This is a genomic window from Bradyrhizobium sp. USDA 4510, from assembly GCF_054059095.1.
This window is the reverse complement of sequence record NZ_JBSSBT010000001.1, coordinates 52,910-74,734: the sequence shown is the minus strand read 5'-3', so window position 1 is coordinate 74,734 and position 21,825 is coordinate 52,910. Positions and strand designations below refer to the sequence as shown.

Here is a 21,825-nt window from a genome sequence, read left to right as displayed (position 1 = left end):
CTCGCACCTCAGGATGACGGTGAGAGGAGAGCGCATCGTGAAAAGTCAATTCACCGCATTGCTCACCACCACCTCGATCAGCTTCGCACCCGGGCGGCTGAACGCCGACTTCATCACGCTCTTCAGCTCTTGCGGGTCGGTGATCCTGATCGCCTCGAGCCCAAGCGAGCGTGCGACGCCGGTGAAATCGACCGGCGGGTCGATGAAATCCATGCCGACATAGTTGTCGTCGCCGTGGAAGGCGAGCAGGCGCTGCTTGATGATGCGGTAGCCGCCATTGTTGACGATGACGAAGGTCAGCGGCAGCTTGTGATTGGCGGCGGTCCACAGCGACTGGATCGAATACATCGACGAGCCGTCGCCGGAATAGCACACCACCGGACGCTCTGGATTGGCGAGGCTGACGCCGACCGCGGCCGGCAGGCCCCAGCCGATGCCGCCGGATGCCAGCGCGTGATAGCCGTAGCGGTCGCGATGCGGCCGCAAGCCAATGATCTGACGCGACGAGGTCAGGCCCTCGTCGACCAGGATCGCGTTGTCGGGCATCGCCTCCACGACCTGCAACGCCAGCCAGTCCGGATCGATCGGCGAGGTCTGACTCGCCTTCGAGATCTGTTCGACCAGCGCCTTGCGCTTCGCCGCCCAGTTCTTCGTCAACAAGGCCGCGAGTCCCTGCCTGGCACGCGTCTCCAGCGCGCCGCCGCCGGCCTCCTTCAACGCCGGCACCAGCGCGCGCAGCGTTTCCTTGACGTCCGCCTTCACCGCGATCTCGGCGCCATAGTTCCTGGCGAGGTCGCTGTCGACCAGGCCGACCTGCACGATCGAGAGGCCGTCCGGCAGCGGATCGACCTCGCTGTAGACCGACATCCGCAGCGGATCGCCGCCGAGCGCGATCAGCAGATCATGCGGCGCCAGCACGTCGCGCGCGACCTTCTGCAGCCGCGCGATCGCGCCCATGAAGCTCGGGCTTTCGGAGAGGAAGTGCGAACCATAAGGAGTCGGCGATTGCCAGGCCGGGCAGCCCAGCGTCTCGGCGAGATCGGCTGCCTCGCGCAGCGCATCGCTTTTCACGATCTCGTCGCCGACGACGATCACCGGTCGCTCCGCTTTCAGGATGCGCGCGGCCAGCGCCTTGAGCGAATCCTCCGACGGCCTCACCCGCGTGTCGATCCGGGTGGAGCGGCCGAGCTCGATGCCGGCTTCGGAATTGAGGATGTCGCCGGGCAGCGAGATGAACACCGGCCCGGTCGGCGGCGTGGTCGCGATCTTGGCGGCGCGGCGCACGATGCGCGGCAGGTCTTCGAGCCGCGTCACCTCGACCGCCCATTTCACCAGCGGCGTCGCCATCTGCACCAGCGGACCGTAGAGCACCGGTTCGGTCAGGCCGTGGCCCTGTTCCTGCTGCCCGGCGGTCAGGATCAGCGGCGTGCCGGTGAAGCTGGCATTGTAGAGCGAGCCCATCGCGTTGCCGAGGCCCGGCGCAACATGAACATTGCAGGCGACCAGCTTGCCGGAGGCGCGGCTGAAGCCGTCGGCCATCGCGACCACCAGGCTCTCCTGCATCGCCATCACATAGGTGAGATCGGGATGGTCCTTCAGCGCGTGCATGATCGGCAGTTCGGTGGTGCCGGGATTGCCGAACAGATGGGTGACGCCCTCATCCTTCAGCAGCGCCAGAAATGCCGAGCGGCCGGTAATGCGATTTTTCATGTTCCCTCCAGGCCTGTCGGCGCGTTGGCCGACGGGGATCAAGGGAGATGACCAAACTTGCGCGCGAGGGGCAATCGAGCGAGCGGTCATGGCCGCATTCCGCAGGCGCGCGCCTGAGGTGAAGCGCTCGCTAGAACATCCCCTCGCGCGCGCTGCGCTTCCTCTTTTTCGAGCGCTGCCAGACCACGCCGGGATAGCCCTTCAGCGGCACCAGCGGCTCGCCGGTGTAGGCCCATTCCTGCAGTTCCTCGATCGCGATGTGATAGAGCGGCTGCCGGCCGGTGCGCCCCGAGAACAGCGCGCGCGGGATGTTGACCATGTGCGGCGACCGCGCGCGTTCGTAGATGATGGGCGTGCCGCAATTGGCGCAGAAGCTGCGCGCGGTCTTGCTTTTCGCGTCCTCGTAGCGCGACAGCTCGCTTTCGCCTTGCGTAATGCGGAAGCGCTTCTTCCAGCTGCCGACATAGGTCGCATAAACCGCACCATGGGCGCGGCGGCTGGCGGCGCTGTGATCATGCCAGGCCCAGCGCGCCGGCACGTCGATCTCGAACCGCACCTTGCCGCACAGGCATTGGCCGGCCGCGGGCTTCGCCAGCGCCACCGGCTTTGGCTTCTTGGTCGGCTCGAACTCGTCGTCCGGAAACATCGCGGTCTCCCATCAAGGCGTTGTTGCCCGGACGAGCGAAGCGATATCCGGGCTACGAAGAGTTACGCCTGCGCCAGTTCGTCGTGCACGGGATAATCCGTGTAGCCCTTCTCCTCGCCGGCATAGAAGGTGGCGCGGTTGTACTTGGTCAAGGGATAGCCGCGCTGCAGACGGCGCGGCAGATCCGGGTTGGAGATGAAGTAGCGGCCGAACGCGATCGCATCGGCATGACCTTCGGCGACCGCGCTCTGCGCGGTTTCGCCGACGAAATTGCCGGCGGTGATCAGCACGCCGCTCCACATCGGGCGGTACAGCACCATCGCCGACGGCACGTTCTGCCAGTCGACCTCGGCACGCCCGGTGCCCGAGGCGCGCGGCTCGATGAAATGCAGATAGGCGAGCCCGAGCTTGTCCAGCGCCTTGATGGCGTGGCTGTAGAGCGGCATCGGGTCGGCCTCGCCGCTGCCATTGGCGATGCCGTAGGGCGAGAGCCGGACGCCGACGCGGCTGGCGCCCCAGACCTCGGTCACCGCCTGCGTCACCTCCATCAGGAAGCGGACGCGGTTCTCGATCGAGCCGCCATACCGGTCGGTGCGCAGGTTGCTGCGCGACTGCAGGAACTGCTCGATCAGATAGCCATTGGCGCCGTGAACCTCGACGCCGTCGAAGCCGGCGGCGAGCGCGTTCTTCGCGCCTTGCCGGTAGGCCTCGACCATCAGGGCGACCTCGTCGGTCTCGAGCGCGCGCGGCGTCTCGTAATCGACCACCTTGCCGTCCGCGGTCATGCACTTGAACTCGGAGGGGATCGCGACCGCCGACGGCGCCACCGGCAGCGCGCCGCCCGGCTGGAACGAGGAATGCGAGACGCGGCCGACGTGCCAGAGCTGCAGGAAGATCAAGCCGCCCTTGGCGTGCACGGCATCCACCACCTCGCGCCAGCCCGCGATCTGGGCCTCGCTATAGATGCCGGGAACACCGGGATTGCCGAAGCCGGTCGCGACCACCGGCGAGGCCTCCGCGATCAGCAAGCCGCCCGGGGTGGCGCGCTGCGCGTAGTATTCCGCGTTGATCGGCCGCGGCGCGAGGCTCGGCCGCGCCGCCCGCATACGCGTCAGCGGCGCCATCACGACGCGATGTTCGAGCTGGTAGGGACCGATCTTGAGCGGAGAGAACAGCGACGGAGGATTCATGCCTGCCCCAATTAATCTTGTGTCATTTCCCGTTGTAGTCCGGGCATGATCCGCCCGGAAAACCGGTACCCACTTTTCCGGATCATGCCCGTTATCTAACGAGTTCATCTTGTTCATGAAAGCGGGTAGTGGCAATCTGTTGCCACGAGAACAGGTCTCCCATGTCGAAATCGAGCGCCTCATCGCTCCCCTCCCTCAGCGTCCGCATCGACCTCGATGCCGAGGACCGGATCGGGCCGGGCAAGATCCTGCTGCTTGAGCGGATCAAGGAATGCGGCTCGATCTCCGCCGCCGGTCGCGCCATGGACATGAGCTACAAGCGCGCCTGGGACCTGGTCGACGAGATCAACCGCATCTGCCGGCAGGCGGCGGTGGAACGGCAGACGGGCGGCAAGAATGGCGGCGGCGCGGTGCTGACCCCGTTCGGCCTCTCCTTGGTGGCGCGCTACCGCAAGATCGAGCGCGACGCGGCAAGCGCCGTGCGCAAGGATCTCGAGGCGCTGCGCAGCGACATCGGCAAGCCGAAGAAGGCCGCGGGGCGGTGAACGCAGGAACCGGCGGCTGTCGCTGGGGCGCTTACGAAAATATCGAAAACAACCCCATGCAAAGGAGCCGGCGACGGCCGGCGTTCGACAACCCAACTTGACGCGTCGGGCAAATCAGGGGTGTTATTCTAATTTCCGAAATCATGCGGGCGTTGGAGCGGAGAGCTCCCCTCGGCGAACACGCCGAGCGTTGAGACCTGTACCCCCTCACCCGGATTGCATCTGGCGATGCAATCCGACCTCTCCCCGCAGGCGGGGAGAGGTGAAGAGAAACAGCGGGACCAGCCCTAAGCTGTCTTGATCCAGACCGCCTTGACGTTGAGATATTCCTCGACGTGCTGCTTGCCGGACTCGCGGCCGTAGCCGCTCATCTTGTAGCCGCCGAACGGCACCGCCGGATCCATCGCCTGGTAGCAATTGACCCAGACCGAACCGGCGCGCAGCGCCTTGGCGACCTGGTGCGCCTTGCTGACATTGGTGGTCCAGACGCCCGAGCCGAGGCCGAAGGTGGTGGCGTTGGCGCGCTTGATCAGTTCGTCCGGATCCCTAAACGAGATCGCCGAGATCACCGGGCCGAAGATCTCCTCCTGCGCGATACGCATGTTGTCCTGCACGTTGGCGAACACGGTCGGCTGCACGAAATAGCCCTTCGACAGCGCGCCCTCGGTGAGGCGGCCGCCGCCGGCAAGCGCCTTGGCGCCCTCCTTCTGGCCGATGTCGAGATAGCCCGACACGCGGTCCATCTGCTGCTGCGACACCAAAGGGCCGATCTGGGTGTTGGGATCGAGGCCGTTGCCGACCTGCAGCTTCCTGCCGAACTCGGCGACGCGGCCGACGAATTCGTCATAGACCTTCTGCTCGACGAACAGCCGCGTGCCGGCGCTGCAGATCTGGCCGGAATTGGCGAACACCGCCATCGCCGCACCGGGCACCGCGGCGTCGAGATCGGCGTCGGCGAACACGATGTCCGGCGACTTGCCGCCGAGTTCGAGCGAGACGCGCTTGAGGTTGCCGGCCGAGGCGCGGATGATCGACTGGCCCGTGACGTGCGATCCGGTGAAGGCGACCTTGTCGACATCCGGATGCGAGGCAAGCGCGGCGCCCGCGGTCTCGCCATAGCCCGGCACGACGTTGACGACGCCGGGCGGAATGCCGGCCTCCATGCAGAGTTCGCCGATGCGCAGCGAGGTCAGCGGGGATTCCTCGGCCGGCTTCAGCACCACGGTGCAGCCGGTCGCGATCGCCGGGCCGATCTTCCAGATCGAGGCGGTCAGCGGCCCGTTCCAGGGGATGATCGCGCCGACCACGCCGATCGGCTCCTTCAGCGTGTAGGAGAAGATCTCACCGGGCAGCGAGTTCTCGATGGTCTCGCCGTGGATCGCGGTCGCCTGGCCGGCATAGTAGCGCAGCATGCCGAGCGCGCGCAGGCGGTTGCCGCGGGTCCGGCTGATCGGTGCGCCCATGTCGAGCGTGTCGAGCTGAGACAGTTCCTCGAAATTGGCTTCGACCAGTTCGGCCAGCTTGAGCAGCATGTTCTGCCGCTCGAACGGCTTCACCTTGCTCCAGGGCCCTTCGAACGCGCGGCGCGCCGCCGCGACCGCACGGTTGATGTCCTCGGCATCGCCCTCGGCGACCGACGCGAGCAATTCACCGGTCGCGGGATTGTGCGTCTCGAACTTCTTGCCGGAGGCGGCGTCGACCCATTTGCCGTCGATCAGCATCTTCTTGTAGGAGCCATCGGCATAAGGATGGCGCGTGATCGGAACAGCCTGCGAAACAGCCATGTTTGCACTCCCTGTAAAATGTCGGCTGAGGTCTTTTGGAAGCGTTATATCCCGAATTCTACAGCGCGAACGCGAAACCGTAAAGCCGAGCCGGCGTTGATCAGGGCGGCACGCACGAAAACCTCCCATGCGCGTGCGTGCATGGTACGATAGCGACCGCACCTCAGCCACACATGTGTCCGGAGACCGCAGATGCCCCACCCCGTGATATCAGCCAATCATGTTGCCGTGATCACCGGCGGCGCCTCCGGCATCGGACTTGCCGCCGCATTGCGGTTCGCGCAGGCCGGCATGAAGGTCTGCATCGCCGACCTCGACGACGACCGGCTGAAGGATGCTGCGACAAAGCTGTCATCTGCGGCGCCGGGCGGCGCTGATGACATTATGACGGCGGCTGTCGACGTCAGCCGCGCCGACGCGGTCGCAAGCCTGGAGGCCGCGGTCGCGAAAAAGTTCGGCGGCACCGACATCCTGATGAACAATGCCGGCATCCAGCCCGGCAGTGCGATGTTCGGGCCCGCGGACAATTGGCAGCGCATCCTTGGCGTCAATCTGTGGGGCGTGATCAACGGCACCCAGGCGTTCGCGCCCAACATGATCAAGCGCGGCCGGCCGGGATTGATCATCAACACCGGATCCAAGCAGGGCATCACCACGCCGCCGGGCGATCCCGCCTACAACGTTTCCAAGGCCGGCGTGAAGGCATTCACCGAAGCGCTGCAGCACGAGCTGCGCAACACCGCCGGCTGCAAGATATCGGCGCATCTCTTGATCCCCGGCTTCGTCTTTACCGGGCTGACCGCGCGCGGCCGCACCGAGAAGCCGGCCGGCGCCTGGACAGCGGAGCAGACCATCGACTTCATGATCGAACGCCTCGATGCCGGCGATTTCTATATCCTCTGCCCCGACAACGACGTGCCGCGCGCACTCGACGAACGCCGCATCCTGTGGGCCGCCGGCGACATCGTCGAGAACCGCCCGCCGCTGTCGCGCTGGCATCCGGATTACGGCGATGCTTTCGCCGCGTTCGTGAAGGGGAGGTAGGGCCACCCGTCATTGCGAGGAGTTCGCGACAAAATTGCAAAGCAATTTTGCGCTGAAGCGACGAAGCAATCCATGGCACCGCATACGCGGAAGGATGGATTGCTTCGCGGAAGCCCGTCATCCGGCGGCGCTTCGCGCCGACCGGGTGGCTCGCAATGACGTGGAAGCGTCGTCGAGAATTGTAGCGAGCGGCCTCCGCACGCTGTCGTCCTGGCGAAAGCCAGGACGACGCTGAATACATTCACATTCTGTCAGGATGACGGGAGCGCGGCCCCGCTCACAGCGTTTCCTGCTTGTGGTCGCAGTTCTTGCAGGTGAACTTGACGCGGGACTGGCCCTTTTCCGCCTGCACCCGGTTCGGCGCACCGCATTTGCCGCAAACGGCCTCGATCCGGGTCGTGCCCTGCTTGATGACCAAGTTCCGCTTTTCCATGGTCTCGCGGATGAGGCGTTCGGCCTCCTCGCGCAGCGATTGCTTCGACATCATCTCCACCGGTCGTTGGTTAGCGGGCGGCGTCATAGCACGACCGCGTGAAGTTTTGACAGCGGGGATTGCAGCTTAATTTTCAGACAATGAGCCGGTCAACCGGCAACCGGAAATGCCGCGGTTTGATCGGTTTTGACGGCCGGCCGATGCGGAACACATTGACGAGGCGCAGATCGGCGCCAATTTTGCCGAGCTTTCGCAGCCGGTCGTTGAAGTCAGGATGATCTGATAGCGCCGAAATCGGGCACGCCGCGAAACCGGCGCGATCGATCTCCAGCCAGGCGCGGTAGAAATGGCGTCCGGTCGTGAGTGGATCCTCACCGACGGGACGGCAAAACAGCACGATCGCCGATGTCGACGCGGTCTTGGCGCCGTCGGCAAGCAACGACGCGGCGAGGCCGAGACGATCGAGCGGCTTGAACAGGCTGCCGAGCACGTAACGCGCGGCGGTGGCCTCGACCACATTCATGGCCAGCGCATCACGGTTGAGGCCATCGAGCAGATAGTGCGGATGGCCGGGCGACAGCCGCATCCATGCGAGCAGCTCGGCCCGGTAGTCGTCACCGCGGACAAAGGAGAATTCGGCCCGATCGGCCCAGCCGGCGATATCGGCAATCGCCCGGCGATCGCCAATGCAGATCACATCGTCGCGCGCGGCAACCAGCTGCGCCAGCGCCGCCGCATCATCAAGCGACGCCGCGAACTTGCCGCGCCACGACATGCGGCGCGCCACGAGGTCCGCCAGCAGATCGGGCTCGGCTCCTTGCTTGATCGCAAAGGAGCAGAGCACGGTAAGTTGCGGCGACAGCGGCTGCTCGAGCGTGGTGATGCCCGTGATTGCGAAGCCACGGCGGTTAAGCGCGAGACTCATACCCTCCAGCGCCGCGCCGTGCGACACCAGAACATCATGCCCCGCGGGATCGGCGACCGGGGCGCGGACGCGGGTCGCATCGACCAGCGCCAGCCGCCCGTCGCCGAGCAGGCGCCAGCGGGTCGGCTGGATGTTGTGGACGCTCGGCGCCAGCCGCGCCTCCGCGACCAGCTCGCGCAGCAGATCCGGCGTCAGCGCGCTCATGCTGCGGCCAGCCGCTTGGTGAACAGATGCAGCCGGTGCAGCGGCCTTGCGCCGACCTTCTCGACCTGGCGCAGCGACGGACCGTTGATATCGGCGATCCAGGTGCCGCCCAGCGTGCGGTAGCCCGCCTCCTGCAACGCCAGCGCGGTGCGGTAGAGCATCGCGCCGTTGAGGCCGCGATTGTGCAGGTCGCGGCAGACCGACTGATAGATCAGCACCGCGCGCCTGTTCATCACGCGGTGCTGCACGAATTTGAACGGCGCTGACAGCCCGACCCGGCCATCGATCGCCTTGATCAGCGGATTGAGGTCAGGGATCGCGATGATCGCGCCGGCGGGCCTGCCGCGGTGATAAACCACGGTCGAAATCCGGTTGTCGATGATCCACATCATGTCGCCGGCCTGGAACAGATATTCGGCGGCGGTCGGCGGCACGAACATCGGATTGTCGGCAAAGCCGTCATTGAGGATCAGCCGCGCATCCTCCAGCCGCACCTTGAAGGCGGAACGCTTGATCGGCTGCCAGACGAAATCCGGGTCAGCGAGCACGGCGCGCTGCTTGTCGCCGAGCAGTTGCTCCGGCTTGCCGCCGTCGAGCGCGATCTCGAACGTCGTCATCGGGAAGGTCGCGGCGTAGCCGGCGCGTTCGAGATGCTGTGCAATGTGCGGCGGCGACCACATCATGTCGGTGAAAGGCGCATGGTCGAACCCGTCGGTCATCACGCCGATCTGCTGCATCGCCGTGAGGTTGAAGTTGCCGGTGACGCGGCTCATGCCGCGCGCCGACAGCCATTGCTCGGCGGCGCGCAGCAGCGCATCGGCCACTTCGTCATCGTCGATGCAATCGAAGAAGCCGAATGCACCGTGGCGGGTGCCGTGCTTGCGGTTGGACGCGTCGTGGATCGAGGCGGCGATGCGGCCGACCGGCCGCCCATCGCGATGCGCGGAGAACAGCGCATAGCGGCCGTGGCCTTCGGTGACGAACGGGTTCTTCGCCGGATCGAACATCCGGTCGAAATCGCTCCACAGCGGCGGCACGTAAAGGCTGTCGGGCCCATAGGCGTTGAGCGCGGCGTCGAATGCCGCCCTGCGGTCGCCCTCGCGGATCTCTGATGTCATTTGGCCTCCGGGGTCAACGCCAGCAGCCGGCGCACCAGCGCCAGCGCGGTCTCAGTGGCGGGGTCGGCCGCGGTGACGGGCACCGCGAGCACGATCAGGTCGAGCGGATCGTGTCCGAGCACGATGACATGGGAGGCGTTGTTGGCTGCGATCAGCGACACGATGCGCTCGGCCGCGGGATCGGTCGGCGCCAGTCCCCACGGCGCGTCGGACCGCCGCAGCACACGCCGTGTCGACAGGAAGTCGTGCAGCAGCGGCGGATCGTAGAGCGCAAGCTCGTTCTCGCGGAAGCGCCGCGCGCTTTCGAAGATCGGGTGCCGCGCCAGCTCGGCGATCAACTGCTCCCTTGTCTGCGCCGGCGATGCCGCGACTGAGTTGAGCACGCCCGGCTCCTGCGATTCGAACAGCGCCCGCAGCGCGTCCGTCATCAACCCGATGGTCAGGACGCCGGCGATCGCAACCGCGACGAAACGGATCATCTGCGCGGCGTCGACGTCGGGCGCCATGAAGGCAGCGGCGAGGCCTAGCAGGCCCGACGAGATCAGCCGCAGCGCCATCATCGCAAGGCCGTGCCGGCGCGTCTCGGCGCCGCCGCCGGCGATCAGCATCACGGTCACGGTGAGCAGCGCGCCCAGCGCGCCGAGCCGCACGGGGATATCGGGAAACAGCGTGCGGAAATCGGTCAGGATGAACGGGATCACGACCAGCGCGCCAACCGCCATGCGGCCGATGCTGCGGTTCTCCGCAGCCATCAGCGAGGCGCGATCGCGCGTTGCCAACAGCAGCGCGCAGGTGGCGAAACCCAGCAGCTGGAACAGCGCCAGCGCGATCGCGTAAGGCATCGCCAGCCGTTGCAGTCCGAACAGGCCGCCGAGACCGAGCAGGATGGCGCCCGCGAGCGCCGCGATCTTGACCGCGCGCGGCGCGTGGCGCCGCAGGATGCCTTCGGTGACGATCAGGGCGCCGAGCGGGACCAGCGAGGCCGGGATCACCGAGAGGCGGTCGAGCAGGCGGCTTCCGGTCCACCAGGCAAGACCGCGGTCGAGGAACAGAATCGCGATCACGCCGAGCGCGAGCAGCAGGCGGCGCGTCAACGGGCTCCTCGGATCGCGCCGGTAGAACGTCATCATCGCCACGGCGAGCCCGATGGCGCCGCACAGATTGACGATGGAATCGGCGATCACCCCGGAGGTCATTTGCCGCCCGTCAGTTCATCGATGGCCCGCCGCACCAGCGGACGCATCAAGGCGGCGACCAGCGCATTGCGCGGCTTCTCGATCGCGGGCCGGTGCGGGTTGAGAAACCAGCCGCGACAATCGGTGCCGGAGGTGCGGCCGAGGATCAGCGCGACCGCCTCATAGGCCATCAGCATGCCGGTCGAGATCACCATCGGCGCAAACGACATCCGGCTGCGGCGGCCGGCGGCGACTTCGCCGGCGATGGCGAGGTCGACATAGTTGCGCGACGAGGAGTGCAGCATCACGTGCTCGATCTCGGCGCGCATCGCGGCGCGGCGGTCGTCCTCGGTGATTTCGGTCCAGTCCTTGCCAAGCGTCGGAAAGCCGAGGCGCTGCTCGGGCCGCGGATCGTGCGGGCGCACCACGATCACCGACGGCAGCGGCGACATATAGGCGTCGATCACCGTTGCATCGGCGCGCTTCGCGGTCCGGTACAGATGCACGCCGGCGGCGATATCGTCCATGCCGTTGACGATGACCGGGCACTGCGCGGCGATCCCGGCCAGCTCGCTGGTCCAGTTCTCGCCAAGCACCTCGATCTCGATGGTTGGATTGATCCGTTTTGCGGCTTCGGCGGCAACCGCCGCCTTCTCGCGCCCGACCTCGTCGGCGAAGGCGAACACCTGGCGGTTGAGGTTGGAGACCTCGAAGCGGTCGATGTCGGCGATCACGAATTTGCCGACGCCGGCGCGCGCCAGCGCCATGAAGGCCGCGCCGCCCATGCCGCCGACGCCGCAGACGAACACCCGCGCCTGACGCAGCAGCTGCTGCTCGTGCTCGTCGATGAAGCCGATATTGCGGCCGGTGAAGGAATAGTAGTCGAAATTCATCGCGCGGCCCCGTTATCCTGCTTGCGCGGACGCAGCGTGCCGAAGGCGCGGCTGTCGTCCATCCAGTAGACCACCGGCAGCACCAGCCGCTGCAGCGCCAGCATCGCGGACGCCGCGAGCAGCGACGGCAGCGAGCCCGAGGGCACCTCGCTCATGAGATAGCGGCGTGCGCCGGCAAGATCGACACGGCCGAGTTGCAGCACGTCGTCGCCGCGGCCGTAATCCAGCTCGCGTGCGCAGAACTCGTTGTAGATTGTGTTGCGATGTTTCGGGGCGATCTCGAAGGCCTTCTTCAGCGCGTCCGAGCCGCCGGTATAGGCGTTGGTGATGACCGAGCGCGCCTCGTCGAAGCCGGCCTCCTCGCCGACGCCGAACACCGCGCGATGCCTTGCCATGATGCCGCGCGCCAATTGGAGATGCGCAAAGCTCTGTCGCGCGCCCGGCAGCGGCGACGGGTAGACGTCCGAGAATGTATCACTGACCATGCCGACCACCGCCGGCACCTGGGTGACGTTGGAGATCCATTTCGGCCGCAGCCCGTCGCGGGCGAACAGCACCAGCGCGGTCAGGCCGTAGAGCACCCAGGACAGCCCCTGCCCGCGCACATCGGGATCGACCATGACGAGGCCGAGATGGGTGACCTCGGCCGGCTCGCCGTCGAGCGGCACGTCCATCACCGACAGCGCGTTGAAGGCGATCGGCCGCCCGGTGTCTTCCTCCGAGATCAGCGTGACGACGGCGCGCGACAGCCGCTCGGGTTCACCGGAGAAGATGCCGTAGGTCAGGCTCTCCTCGGGCAGCGTCTTGGCGGCGACGATGCGCAGCTGCTCGACCAGCGCGTCGAGCTCGTCCCTCGGCAGCGACAGACCGGGCGACTCGACGATCCGGGTGCGTTGGCCGGCCTGGGTGCGCAAGCTGAGATCGATGGTCGGCTGCGACAGCGCCTTCAGCCAGAAGCCGCCATGGCTGCGCAGACCGTCAAAGGCGGCGCGCGCCTTGCCGAGACTCTTGGCAAGGCTCTTGCTGCCGCGCGAAGCCGGCGTGGGATTGTCCGTGGACGCCATTTCTCTGTCCCTCGGGCGCGATCTCTGCACTCGCCCCTGTTAAGGAGCCATGAGCGCAACCTGACGCTGTTTGCCGCACGGTAAACAAGGCCTTCCGGAAACGGAACAAGTTGGCCGTAAGCGGTCGGCGGCCTATCCACACCGTCATTGCGAGGAGCGATAGCGACGAAGCAATCCATCGCTCGGCATACGCGGAAGAATGGATTGCTTCGCTGCGCTCGCAATGACGGCGGGGTCGGCCAAGTCCCCGGAACGACGAAAGCGGCGGGTGAGAAACCACCCGCCGCTTCGACTTGACTTCGGCTCACCCTGCCTTGGAGACCTCCATCAGCAGGCGCTCCGCCTTGGCGTCCTCGATGCGGTTGACGAACTTGCTGCTCTCGTAATTGTCGCGCACCGTCTTGGTGAGCGTGACGCAGGTCTGGATCAGCATCACGATGCCCATCGTGAGATAGCCCTTCATCCAGAGGTCGATCGGCAGGAAGAACACGCCGACGGCGACGAGGAAGGCGGAGGCTGCAAAGGACGCGTAGGTGAAGGTAACCCAGCTGCCGCTGTGGGGTTGGATGGTCTGGTTCATGGTCGTCTCCTTGATGATAGATGGTTTGAAATTGGCTTGGTTTCAGACTTGAAGTTCAGGCTTGAGGTTTCAGGCTTGGGATTTCAGGCTGCTGGCGGGCGCTTGGCTTTCAGCCGCGCCAGCACGTCGTCGGCGGTCGATTTCATGCGCGGGCCAAAGCCCTGCTCGGCGAGCTTCTCGGCGGTGGCTGATGGTCCCGAGGCGGCGTCGATCTCGACCAACGCCTCGTCGGCGGCCTGGATCTCCATCTGCCGCTCGCGCAGCCGCTTCAGCGTCGCCTCCGCTTCCGGCAGCGTCGACTCGTAGGGGCGCGCCGCCTCGATGCCGCTCCGGCGCAGCGAACGCACCGCTTCCGATGCGCGGGCCAGCCGGCGGCCGCGGTCGAGCTCGGCGATGCGCGCCTCGGCGGTGCCGACATGGCGCTTCAGCCGGGTGATCTCGGAAGCGAACAACGCGCGTGCGGTCATCGCGGCGTCGCGCTCGGCTTCGAGATTGGCGATCGCCTGCGCGGCTTCGCGGGCGAGGTCTTCCCGGCCGCCATTGAGTGCCGCCGACGCGCGCACCTCGAGATCGGCGATCCGGGCGTTGGTGGCGTCGAGCCGCCGGCCCTCCTGCTGGTCGCCGGCGATCGCCAGCGCCAGGGTCCGCTTCGAGCGGTCGACGGCGGCGGCGGCATCGCGCATCTGCTGGTCGAGGATGACCAGCGCGGTGCGGTCTTGAAGTTCCTCTTCGGCCACCGCAACGGTGCCGCGGAAAAGAGTGAAAACAGTTTTGAACATTTCATCGCTCCCTGTTATGAGCATCGCTCATGAATCTCTTGTACCATATAATGAGCATCGCTCAAGAATTATTTGAGCAACGCTCAAGACAATGGTTAACGAAGGATCGAAGATGTCCAAGGCATTGGAACGACGTGCAAAACTGCGGGAAGCGCTGATCGAGGCGGCGGAACGGGCGATTGCGGCAAAGGGTCTCGGTGGCCTGAAAACCCGCGAACTGGCCCAGGAAATCGGGGTCGCCAATGGCGGCGTCTACAATCTGGTCGAGGATGTCGACGAGCTGATCCTGCGCGTCGGCTCGCGCACGCTGGCGCGGCTCGATGCGTCGCTGTCGCTGGCCGAGATCGGCGGGGCTGCCGCGCCGCGCGAGCTGCTGGTGCGGATCGCGGTCGCCTATTGCGATTTCGCCGCCGACAATCTCGAACTGTGGCGCGCGCTGTTCGAGCATCGCATGCAGCCCGGCAAGCCGGTGCCGGAATGGGCAATCACCGAGCAGATGGAATTGTTCCGCCACATCTACAAGCCGCTCGCCGCGCTGTTTCCGCAGCGTTCGCCGGCGCAGCTCAGCGTCACTGCGCGCAGCCTGTTCTCCGCCGTGCATGGCATGGTCGCGCTCGGGCTGGAGCACAAGCTGATCGCGGTGCCGATCGGCGCGCTGCGCAGCGAGATCGCAACGTTGACGCGCGCAATGGTTGACGGGCTGACGGCGAAGAAGGAATAGGCCGCGTGGCCCCAAACCGCACGATGTCCCCGCCATCCGGTCAAGCAAAGTTGCCGCAGAGCACCGTGAATTGCAGCCGTTGCCCCAGGGGGACGCAGCGGTCGAGGTCAGAAAGGGGAGAAAGCCACTTGCGGAATCACCGAACCGTAGCTATCTACCGCTGATCGAATTTCGGCCGAACGACTTGGCCTCGCCGCTGATAGCGTGCCTGACTGACGACCCTCACCCCCTGAACTTCGAATTCGCCCGCTGCACTCGTGAGTGCGGCTCCAAACACGTATCTATAGGACGATTTTCCATGAGCATGGGAACTGTGAAGTGGTTCAACAGCCAGAAGGGTTTCGGCTTCATTCAGCCGGACCAGGGCGGCCAGGACGTTTTCGTTCATATCAGCGCAGTCGAACGCGCCGGCATGAGCACCCTGAACGAGGGACAGAAGGTCTCTTTTGAGATCGTTGCAGACCGCCGGACCGGCAAATCTGCTGCGGACAATCTGCGCGCGGTGTAAGCTGCGACAATTGGCCATGCTGCTTTGACCACGGATGAACTGGCAAAGCCTCTGGTTACGCGACCCCGCGACCGGTCACCCGGCCGCGGGGTTCTCTTTGTCAACACCGCGCGCAATGCCCGCCAGGACCAGGACTTGAACCGTCTGCCGGCGAAACGGCCCGCGCATCGAAGCAGCTGAGGTCGCGAGCGTGTCCACCAATATCGATCCAGCTCGGCAGCACGACGACATCATGTACCCGCAGGTCCTCCCGTTTCTGCTGGTCCACGCAGGGTGTCTGGCGGCGATCTGGACGGGCGTCTCATGGCAAGCGATTGCAATTTGCGTCGCCCTATACTGGCTGCGCATGTTTGCGATCACCGCCGGCTATCATCGGTACTTCTCGCATCGGGCCTACTCAACGAGCAGGGCGTTTCAATTCATCCTCGCATTCCTCGCCCAAAGCAGCGCTCAGAAAAGCGTCCTTTGGTGGGCCGCGAAACATCGACATCACCATCTTCATTCGGATACCGAGCAAGATGTGCATTCGCCGGGGCATAAGGGCTTCGTGCACAGTCATCTCGGGTGGATTTTTTATCGACAGCACGATGCAACTGATCTGACGAAAGTTGCGGATTTTGCCTCGTATCCGGAGTTGATGTGGCTTCACAGATTGGAGGTCTTGCCGGCGATCGTGGTCGCAGGTCTGTGCTTCCTCATCGCCGGATGGCCAGGGCTCGTGGTCGGTTTCTTCTGGAGCACCGTGCTGCTGTATCACGCCACGTTTTGCATCAACTCCCTCGCGCATGTTCACGGGCGCAAGCGGTACGTTACGGGCGATGACTCCCGCAACAATTGGCTGCTGGCTCTGTTTACGATGGGTGAGGGTTGGCACAACAATCATCACGCCTACCAAAGCAGTGCGCGGCAAGGCTTCCGGTGGTGGGAGATTGATGTGACCTATTATGTTTTGGTGACTTTGTCCTTGCTCGGTATTGTCTGGGATCTGAAGGCGCCGCCCACGCTGGTTCTCCGCAACGAGCAGCGCTTGGGATCGCGTGTGATAAGGCGAACGGCTGAACAACTCGCTGGTCGCTTCAATCCCGAGTACATCGCGCAGGCCATCAAATCGTCGGTCCACGACACCGGATTGTCGGTGCGGGAAGCGCTTGTTCTGTTACAACATCGCGCCGACTTGCATCTGCCCAGCATACCAACGCGCGACCGGTTGTTGGCTGAAGCCCAGGCCATGTTCGCGAAGACAAGTTCGTTGGACGACATTGTCGACCGTGCGCATGAACTCCTGGTGGAGTCGGTTTGCCTCCTGCTCGCGGTTCCACCTCGGATGGCCGGCGCAAGCCCGAAACCTCAGGTGAGCCAACCGTAACATTTTGCCTTGGCCTTTTCCCGACCTCACGGCTCCATCGCGTAGGCGCGCCCGGGCTCGAGCGCGTAGATCGTCAGGAAGCGCAGCGGCCGTTCCGGATCGCAATTGCGAAACAGCGTGTGCGGAACGTCAGGGCGATCCTGCAAGGTCTCGCCCGCCCGATACTGGCGCGGCGCCTCGTCGTCATACGCGGACTCGGCAACGCCTTCGACGATGAAGACCACGCCGCCAATGGGATGCCGATGCAGCGGGGCGACCCCGCCGGGCGGAAAGGTCACCTCGGCAACGACAAGCTCGCGATCATCGCCGGGCAAAGCGAGACGCTCAAGGGTCTTGCGGGTGACGCCGGCGAATCCGGCTTGTTGAGCTTTTGCCTGACCGTCGCTGCCCTCAGCCATTGGAACCCTTCCCTGTCACGCGCGCCTTTGCCCCATTCAGATCAAGGCTGCGGTGACTATGGGGGCGCTTCAACGACACAACAAGCGCCCAAGCATTTCAACACATGTCGCGCGGGCGAGGCGAAGCCCTTGCCACCCCTGCTCCCACGTTGCAGGATTCCTGCGAGAACCTTCAGCAGTGGGCCTTGCATGAAAACGAGTATCGTCACGACGCGGGCGTCGGGGATCGCCGCCCTGGCGCTCATCTTTGCATTAAATGTCACGCCGGCATCTTCGGCGCAGCCCGTGCCGGAATGCTCGATGTCGATGACATTGGCGGATTGGGGCGAGAATTCGAGCGGCGATATCGACGTCGCCTCGGGCCAAAGCTGCCAGATCCCGATCGGGATCCGCGGCACGGTGACGGACTCCGCGATCTCGCAGAAGCCGGCCTACGGCAAGCTGAAGAAGATCAACGCATCGACCTTCGAATACAGGGCGAAGGCCAAGTACAAGGGCAGCGACACCTTTGCCATCAAGGCAACGGGCCAGGGGCCGAAAGCATCCGGCACCTCGGTCATCACCGTGCACGCGACGATCAAGTAGTCCCTCGGTCGCGCGCCGCCTGCACGCGACGCGCGAGCATTACATCGGTATCAGGCCGGCCGCGCGCCGGTGCGGATGATCGACCCGACATGCTGGCCGCGCAGCGCCGCCGTGAGCCGCCGGGAACGAGGCCGTTCACGACCTGCACGCGTTCGATATGCCGCGCATTGGCCATCACCTCGAGCAGCGCGGGATCGAACGGCAGCGTGCCCTTCAGCTTGGCGAGGTCGGCGAGGCTGGCCTCGCGCAGCAGCTGCGCCTTCTTCCCCTCGGGACCATTCGGATCGTCGGTGTAGACGCCGTCGACATCCTCGACGATCGTCAGGCCGGCGGCACCGAGCGCATCGGCGATCAGGAACGCACCGGTGTCGGCGCGATGCAACGGGATGCGCGAGACCGGGAATTCATGATGGTGATAGGGCGGAAACGCGCTGCCCACCACGGCGCGGGCCGCGGAGAGATGGATCGCAAGCTGGCTCGCGATGGTCGGATGCTCGAGATAGGACACGCCCTCCGGCGCGAGCAGGCAGGCCAGGATGTGGCCGTTTTGGCCGGCTTCGCTTGCCGCGAGCGGCGCGAGCGAGCCGACCGGCAGGCCGAGATCGAGGCCGACGCTGTAGAGATGACGGGCGCGGATGCCGGCGCCGGTCAGGATCAGCAGGCGGTGCTCGGGCAGCAGCGAACGCAACTCGGCGACGATCGGCAGGATCGCCTCGTGGCCGCGATCCATGATGGAGCGGCCGCCGATCTTCACCACCTGCACCCAGGGCAGCAGCGGGATCGGGCGACCGCCGGCAACGGGACGGGTGAGATCGCTGTCGAGCAGGGTCTGGCGCGCGAGCGGCGAGGCGACGTGCTTGATGGTGTCGTCCATGGTCGTGTCCCTGCTCAGTTCGCGGTGATGATGGTGCCGACATGCTCGCCCGCAAGCGCACGGGTGAGGTTGCCGGGGACGAGGCCATTGACGACCTGCACCTGGCGGACATGGCGCGCGGTGGCGAGCAGATCGAGCACCGGGAATTCGAGGATCGAATCCTGCAACCCCTTGGCCTTCATCTCGGCGACCGAGATTTTCGGGATGAAGGTCGCGCCCTTCGAGGTCTTGGGGTTCGCGGTGTAGAGACCGTTTTCGTCCTTCACATAGATCATCGCCTTGCAGCCGAACTGTTCGGCGACCAGGAAGCATCCGGCGTCGGTGCGATAGGGCGGGATCATGCCCTCGGGTGCCGGCCGCATCCAGAGGCCGTAAGGCGGCATGCCGCTGAAGATCACGGCGTTCACCTCGGCGAGATAAAGCGGCACGGGCCGAAAGCCCGGCGCCGCTGACCGCGGAGATGCCGTGCCTGGCGAGCAGCTGGCCCAGCATCACCGCGTTCTGGTCGGCGACCGAGGCGCCGAGCTGCGACAGCACGCCGGCCGGCAGCCGCAGCCCGGCCGCGATCGAATAGAGGTGCCGGGCGCGGGTGCCCGCGCCGGTCCCGATCAGGATCTTGTGCGCCTTGCGGGCCGCGACGATCTCATCGACCAGTGGGTAGACGGCGGCGCGGCCGCGGTCGATGACGCTTTGCCCGCCGATCTTGATCACGGTGGCATCCGGCAGGATCCGGAAGTCCGATGCCGCCTCCGCCGTCGCCAGAAGCTGCGGATCGGTCAACGATCGCTGCATCAGCAGCGCTTCAAGCTCCGCCGTCGTATTCGCCATGAGAAACGTCCTTTCTCCAATGCGCCTGGCATTGCTTCCGTCGGCCCGCGATGTTCGATGTCTCCACCGGTGTCTCGCAAAGACCGGTGTTCGAATTGCACTGCTAACGGCAAGCCTGGCGCGTCTCAAGCCGCAACGGCGGGGATAGACCATCGCGAATGGCACCGGCGAGTGCGTGTCGCGACACCCGGTGCGAGGCCGCTCGGAACCGGATACCTATGACGTTTTGCCGCACGCGACCTGACTGATGGGTGTGACACCCATCATAGATGCTGCATTGAAATTCTGCGATCCTGAATTTGATATTAACGATTTCTTCGGAATGCGCTGATCTCAGCCGGACGATACTAATCTCAGCCTGGCCCGCCTCACGGGCCAAAATTGATTGCCTTGCACCTTGGAAATTAGCCGGTCTCGACCGGCGCACCCCACGAGGAAGCAAACCATGGCCAATTCCGCACCGGTCGTCACGATTGGTAACCACAGCCTGTTGTACAATCAGTGGCAAAAAATACAGCCATGGCTCACTTATGCCGACTCGGACGGCAATCCCGCGCAGAAATTTCAGTTCTGGGACGGCGGCACAGCTGCGAACAGCGCCTATTTCTGGACTTCCACCAACGACCATTGGGCCGCCAACACGACGATCGAAGTTTCGGCCTCTGACCTCTCCGACGTGTGGGTGCGTGCCGGCGCGGTCGGCGGCACAGAGACACTGTGGGTACGCGCTTTCGACGGGACCGATTGGGGTAACTGGACGTCTTTCACGCTCACGACGATTCCAAACACTGCGCCGGTCGTTACGGTCCCCGACGTGCAGCTGCACACCAATACATGGACGCAAGCCAAGAATTGGCTGACCTACTCCGATGCCAACGGGGATGCAGCCACCAAATATCAATTCTGGGACAGCGGCACCTCCGCAACAAGCGCCTATTTCTGGACTTCCACCAATGACCATTGGGCTGCCAACACGACGATCGAAGTGGCGGCCGCCGACCTGGCCGATGTCTGGATCAAGGGTGGCTCGACAACCGGTGCCGAGACGTTCTGGGTCAGAGCGTTCGACGGAACAGACTGGAGCAACTGGGACAGCTTCACGCTGACGTCGGCCAATACTCCGCCCGTCGTGACAGCCGGTGATCATTCCATACATATCGATCAATGGGTCACCGTCGACAACTGGTTGACCAAGACCGATGCCAATGGCGATGCGATCACGAAGTACCAGTTCTGGGATAGCGGCACCGCCGCCACCAGCGCCTATTTCTGGACACCCGACAATTCCCACTGGGCTGCCAACACGACGATAGACGTTTCGGCTGCGGACCTCGCCAATGTCTGGATCCATGGCGGCTCGACAACCGGTTCCGAGACGATGTGGGTAAGGGGATTCGACGGAACGGAGTGGAGCTCCTGGGACACATTCACCGTGACGTCGACGCCAAACACGGTCCCCGTCGCGACCATCAACGACCAGTCGCTACACGTCAATCAATGGGTCAAACCGCAAGGCTGGCTCACTGCCAGCGATGCCGAAGGTGACACGATCACCAAATACCAGTTCTGGGACGCCGGCGCGGGTGCGACCAGCGCCTATTTCTGGACACCCGACAATTCCCACTGGGCTGCCAATACGACGATCGACGTTTCAGCATCCGATCTGGCCAATGTGTGGATCAAGGGCGGCTCGACGACCGGTTCCGAGACGATGTGGGTAAGGGCATTCGACGGTACCGCCTGGAGCAATTGGGACAGCTTTAATCTGACGTCGACCAATACTGCTCCGACCGCGACGATCAACGATCAAACGCTGAACGCCGCGCAGTGGGCGCAGCTCGTCAACTGGACGACGGCATCCGACACTGACGGCGATGCAATCACCCAATACCAGTTCTGGGACGGTGGCGGGGCTGCGACCAGCGCCTATTTCTGGACGCCCGACAATTCACACTGGGCGTCCAGCACGGTCATCGACGTCTCGGCGTCCGACCTCGCCAATGTATGGGTGCGAGGTGGCACCGCGGCCGGTACCGATTCCATGTTTGTGCGCGCTTTCGACGGAACGAGCTGGAGTGCCTGGGACAGCTTCACCGTGACCAGCCTGGCAAACCACGCACCCGATGCCTCGATCAGCAATCAGACCTTGCATGTCAACGAGTGGAGCCAGGTCGGCAACCTGGTGTCCTATGCTGACGCTGACGCGAATCCCGCGGCCGCCTATCAGTTTTGGGATGGCGGCGGCAACGCCAACAGCGGCTATTTCTGGACCTCTGCGAATTCCCATTGGGCAGCCAGCACCGTGATCGACGTCAATGCCGCCGACCTCGATGATATCTGGATGCGTGGCGGCGCCACCACCGGCAGTGAGACGATGTATGTGCGCGCCTATGATGGTATTGACTGGAGTGCGTGGCACGCGTTCACGCTCTCGACCATCGTCTAGCTGTCCCGG

The 21,825-nt window shown here is 64.8% G+C and carries 20 protein-coding genes and 2 pseudogenes; 7 read left to right on the top strand and 15 right to left on the bottom strand.

The features are described from left to right. Positions 1–45: 45 nt before the first annotated feature. The 3 genes from ACVMDN_RS00365 to ACVMDN_RS00355 all read right to left on the bottom strand — a co-directional run bounded on the left by ACVMDN_RS00365 (position 46) and on the right by ACVMDN_RS00355 (position 3,546). A complete protein-coding gene (locus ACVMDN_RS00365; RefSeq protein ID WP_141339597.1) occupies positions 46–1,710 on the bottom strand; it encodes a thiamine pyrophosphate-binding protein in 1,665 nt (554 codons plus the stop codon). A 130-nt stretch (positions 1,711–1,840) separates the two neighbouring features. Further along, a complete protein-coding gene (locus ACVMDN_RS00360) occupies positions 1,841–2,356 on the bottom strand; it encodes a GFA family protein (protein WP_076827615.1) in 516 nt (171 codons plus the stop codon). 62 nt (positions 2,357–2,418) lie between these two features. Continuing rightward, positions 2,419–3,546, bottom strand: a complete 1,128-nt coding sequence (locus tag ACVMDN_RS00355) for an alkene reductase (protein ID WP_076827617.1) — start codon at positions 3,544–3,546, stop codon at positions 2,419–2,421. Between the two features lie 161 nt (positions 3,547–3,707). Between ACVMDN_RS00355 and ACVMDN_RS00350 the strand changes: the two genes are divergently transcribed. Beyond that, positions 3,708–4,091, top strand: coding sequence for a winged helix-turn-helix domain-containing protein (locus ACVMDN_RS00350; protein ID WP_016846469.1), 384 nt, complete (start codon positions 3,708–3,710; stop codon positions 4,089–4,091). Between the two features lie 287 nt (positions 4,092–4,378). On the opposite strand, the gene ACVMDN_RS00345 is transcribed toward ACVMDN_RS00350, so the two are convergent. Beyond that, positions 4,379–5,875 (bottom strand): aldehyde dehydrogenase family protein, encoded by a 1,497-nt coding sequence (locus ACVMDN_RS00345; RefSeq protein WP_057017888.1) that lies wholly within the window; start codon positions 5,873–5,875, stop codon positions 4,379–4,381. A 192-nt stretch (positions 5,876–6,067) separates the two neighbouring features. Here ACVMDN_RS00345 and ACVMDN_RS00340 point away from each other — a divergent pair, with 192 nt between their 5' ends. Then, positions 6,068–6,919 carry an SDR family NAD(P)-dependent oxidoreductase gene (locus ACVMDN_RS00340; RefSeq protein WP_076827619.1) on the top strand — a complete coding sequence of 284 codons (852 nt, stop codon included), beginning with the start codon at positions 6,068–6,070 and terminating at the stop codon, positions 6,917–6,919. Positions 6,920–7,196: 277 nt separating this feature from the next. Here ACVMDN_RS00340 and ACVMDN_RS00335 read toward each other — a convergent pair whose 3' ends face one another. From ACVMDN_RS00335 to ACVMDN_RS00300, 8 genes are all read right to left on the bottom strand, one after another. Next, positions 7,197–7,403, bottom strand: a complete 207-nt coding sequence (locus ACVMDN_RS00335; RefSeq protein ID WP_024581255.1) for a hypothetical protein — start codon at positions 7,401–7,403, stop codon at positions 7,197–7,199. Between the two features lie 82 nt (positions 7,404–7,485). Further along, the gene (locus tag ACVMDN_RS00330; protein ID WP_076827621.1) at positions 7,486–8,481 is read right to left on the bottom strand and encodes a nitroreductase family protein; all 996 of its coding nucleotides are present in this window, start codon (positions 8,479–8,481) and stop codon (positions 7,486–7,488) included. Then, positions 8,478–9,599, bottom strand: coding sequence for a GNAT family N-acetyltransferase (locus ACVMDN_RS00325; protein WP_076827623.1), 1,122 nt, complete (start codon positions 9,597–9,599; stop codon positions 8,478–8,480). The genes ACVMDN_RS00330 and ACVMDN_RS00325 overlap by 4 nt, the downstream gene beginning before the upstream one ends. Then, complete coding sequence (locus ACVMDN_RS00320; RefSeq protein ID WP_076827625.1) at positions 9,596–10,795, bottom strand: hypothetical protein; 1,200 nt, start codon at positions 10,793–10,795, stop codon at positions 9,596–9,598. The genes ACVMDN_RS00325 and ACVMDN_RS00320 overlap by 4 nt, the downstream gene beginning before the upstream one ends. Continuing rightward, a complete protein-coding gene (locus ACVMDN_RS00315; protein ID WP_076827627.1) occupies positions 10,792–11,667 on the bottom strand; it encodes a HesA/MoeB/ThiF family protein in 876 nt (291 codons plus the stop codon). Before ACVMDN_RS00315 ends, ACVMDN_RS00320 begins: the two co-directional genes overlap by 4 nt. Beyond that, on the bottom strand, positions 11,664–12,731 hold the full coding sequence (locus ACVMDN_RS00310) for a hypothetical protein (RefSeq protein ID WP_456835786.1): 1,068 nt from the start codon (positions 12,729–12,731) through the stop codon (positions 11,664–11,666). Before ACVMDN_RS00310 ends, ACVMDN_RS00315 begins: the two co-directional genes overlap by 4 nt. 304 nt (positions 12,732–13,035) lie before the next feature. Further along, the gene (locus ACVMDN_RS00305; protein WP_038384293.1) at positions 13,036–13,311 is read right to left on the bottom strand and encodes a YiaA/YiaB family inner membrane protein; all 276 of its coding nucleotides are present in this window, start codon (positions 13,309–13,311) and stop codon (positions 13,036–13,038) included. A gap of 83 nt (positions 13,312–13,394) precedes the next feature. After that, entirely contained in the window at positions 13,395–14,090 is a 696-nt protein-coding gene (locus ACVMDN_RS00300) for a PspA/IM30 family protein (RefSeq protein WP_076827629.1), read from the bottom strand. A 112-nt stretch (positions 14,091–14,202) separates the two neighbouring features. Between ACVMDN_RS00300 and ACVMDN_RS00295 the strand changes: the two genes are divergently transcribed. The 3 genes from ACVMDN_RS00295 to ACVMDN_RS00285 all read left to right on the top strand — a co-directional run bounded on the left by ACVMDN_RS00295 (position 14,203) and on the right by ACVMDN_RS00285 (position 16,685). Continuing rightward, positions 14,203–14,811 carry a TetR/AcrR family transcriptional regulator gene (locus tag ACVMDN_RS00295; RefSeq protein ID WP_076827761.1) on the top strand — a complete coding sequence of 203 codons (609 nt, stop codon included), beginning with the start codon at positions 14,203–14,205 and terminating at the stop codon, positions 14,809–14,811. Positions 14,812–15,109: 298 nt separating this feature from the next. Next, a complete protein-coding gene (locus ACVMDN_RS00290; protein WP_028341292.1) occupies positions 15,110–15,319 on the top strand; it encodes a cold-shock protein in 210 nt (69 codons plus the stop codon). Between the two features lie 190 nt (positions 15,320–15,509). Beyond that, entirely contained in the window at positions 15,510–16,685 is a 1,176-nt protein-coding gene (locus ACVMDN_RS00285) for an acyl-CoA desaturase (protein ID WP_371852130.1), read from the top strand. 26 nt (positions 16,686–16,711) lie between these two features. On the opposite strand, the gene ACVMDN_RS00280 is transcribed toward ACVMDN_RS00285, so the two are convergent. Continuing rightward, positions 16,712–17,083, bottom strand: a complete 372-nt coding sequence (locus tag ACVMDN_RS00280; protein ID WP_076827631.1) for a cupin domain-containing protein — start codon at positions 17,081–17,083, stop codon at positions 16,712–16,714. Positions 17,084–17,272: 189 nt separating this feature from the next. Here ACVMDN_RS00280 and ACVMDN_RS00275 point away from each other — a divergent pair, with 189 nt between their 5' ends. After that, entirely contained in the window at positions 17,273–17,668 is a 396-nt protein-coding gene (locus tag ACVMDN_RS00275; protein ID WP_244558806.1) for a hypothetical protein, read from the top strand. 50 nt (positions 17,669–17,718) lie between these two features. Here the strand turns inward: ACVMDN_RS00275 and ACVMDN_RS00270 are convergent. Together ACVMDN_RS00270 and ACVMDN_RS00265 are read right to left on the bottom strand one after the other, a co-directional pair. Next, positions 17,719–18,542 (bottom strand): annotated as a pseudogene (locus ACVMDN_RS00270) (amino acid kinase family protein). Between the two features lie 14 nt (positions 18,543–18,556). Next, positions 18,557–19,370, bottom strand: a pseudogene (locus ACVMDN_RS00265) (amino acid kinase family protein). Positions 19,371–19,815: 445 nt separating this feature from the next. On the opposite strand from ACVMDN_RS00265, the gene ACVMDN_RS00260 reads away from it, so the two are divergent. Next, entirely contained in the window at positions 19,816–21,816 is a 2,001-nt protein-coding gene (locus ACVMDN_RS00260) for a hypothetical protein (RefSeq protein WP_245311534.1), read from the top strand. Positions 21,817–21,825: the final 9 nt, after the last annotated feature.

Excerpts from the sequence above, each read along its gene's own strand:
- ACVMDN_RS00365 (WP_141339597.1), bottom strand. The coding sequence starts at position 1,710 with ATGAAAAATCGCATTACCGGCCGCTCGGCATTTCTGGCGCTGCTGAAG.
- ACVMDN_RS00360 (WP_076827615.1), bottom strand. The coding sequence starts at position 2,356 with ATGTTTCCGGACGACGAGTTCGAGCCGACCAAGAAGCCAAAGCCGGTG.
- ACVMDN_RS00355 (WP_076827617.1), bottom strand. The coding sequence starts at position 3,546 with ATGAATCCTCCGTCGCTGTTCTCTCCGCTCAAGATCGGTCCCTACCAG.
- ACVMDN_RS00350 (WP_016846469.1), top strand. The coding sequence starts at position 3,708 with ATGTCGAAATCGAGCGCCTCATCGCTCCCCTCCCTCAGCGTCCGCATC.
- ACVMDN_RS00345 (WP_057017888.1), bottom strand. The coding sequence starts at position 5,875 with ATGGCTGTTTCGCAGGCTGTTCCGATCACGCGCCATCCTTATGCCGAT.
- ACVMDN_RS00340 (WP_076827619.1), top strand. The coding sequence starts at position 6,068 with ATGCCCCACCCCGTGATATCAGCCAATCATGTTGCCGTGATCACCGGC.
- ACVMDN_RS00335 (WP_024581255.1), bottom strand. The coding sequence starts at position 7,403 with ATGTCGAAGCAATCGCTGCGCGAGGAGGCCGAACGCCTCATCCGCGAG.
- ACVMDN_RS00330 (WP_076827621.1), bottom strand. The coding sequence starts at position 8,481 with ATGAGCGCGCTGACGCCGGATCTGCTGCGCGAGCTGGTCGCGGAGGCG.
- ACVMDN_RS00325 (WP_076827623.1), bottom strand. The coding sequence starts at position 9,599 with ATGACATCAGAGATCCGCGAGGGCGACCGCAGGGCGGCATTCGACGCC.
- ACVMDN_RS00320 (WP_076827625.1), bottom strand. The coding sequence starts at position 10,795 with ATGACCTCCGGGGTGATCGCCGATTCCATCGTCAATCTGTGCGGCGCC.
- ACVMDN_RS00315 (WP_076827627.1), bottom strand. The coding sequence starts at position 11,667 with ATGAATTTCGACTACTATTCCTTCACCGGCCGCAATATCGGCTTCATC.
- ACVMDN_RS00310 (WP_456835786.1), bottom strand. The coding sequence starts at position 12,731 with ATGGCGTCCACGGACAATCCCACGCCGGCTTCGCGCGGCAGCAAGAGC.
- ACVMDN_RS00305 (WP_038384293.1), bottom strand. The coding sequence starts at position 13,311 with ATGAACCAGACCATCCAACCCCACAGCGGCAGCTGGGTTACCTTCACC.
- ACVMDN_RS00300 (WP_076827629.1), bottom strand. The coding sequence starts at position 14,090 with ATGTTCAAAACTGTTTTCACTCTTTTCCGCGGCACCGTTGCGGTGGCC.
- ACVMDN_RS00295 (WP_076827761.1), top strand. The coding sequence starts at position 14,203 with ATGTCCAAGGCATTGGAACGACGTGCAAAACTGCGGGAAGCGCTGATC.
- ACVMDN_RS00290 (WP_028341292.1), top strand. The coding sequence starts at position 15,110 with ATGAGCATGGGAACTGTGAAGTGGTTCAACAGCCAGAAGGGTTTCGGC.
- ACVMDN_RS00280 (WP_076827631.1), bottom strand. The coding sequence starts at position 17,083 with ATGGCTGAGGGCAGCGACGGTCAGGCAAAAGCTCAACAAGCCGGATTC.
- ACVMDN_RS00275 (WP_244558806.1), top strand. The coding sequence starts at position 17,273 with ATGAAAACGAGTATCGTCACGACGCGGGCGTCGGGGATCGCCGCCCTG.
- ACVMDN_RS00260 (WP_245311534.1), top strand. The coding sequence starts at position 19,816 with ATGGCCAATTCCGCACCGGTCGTCACGATTGGTAACCACAGCCTGTTG.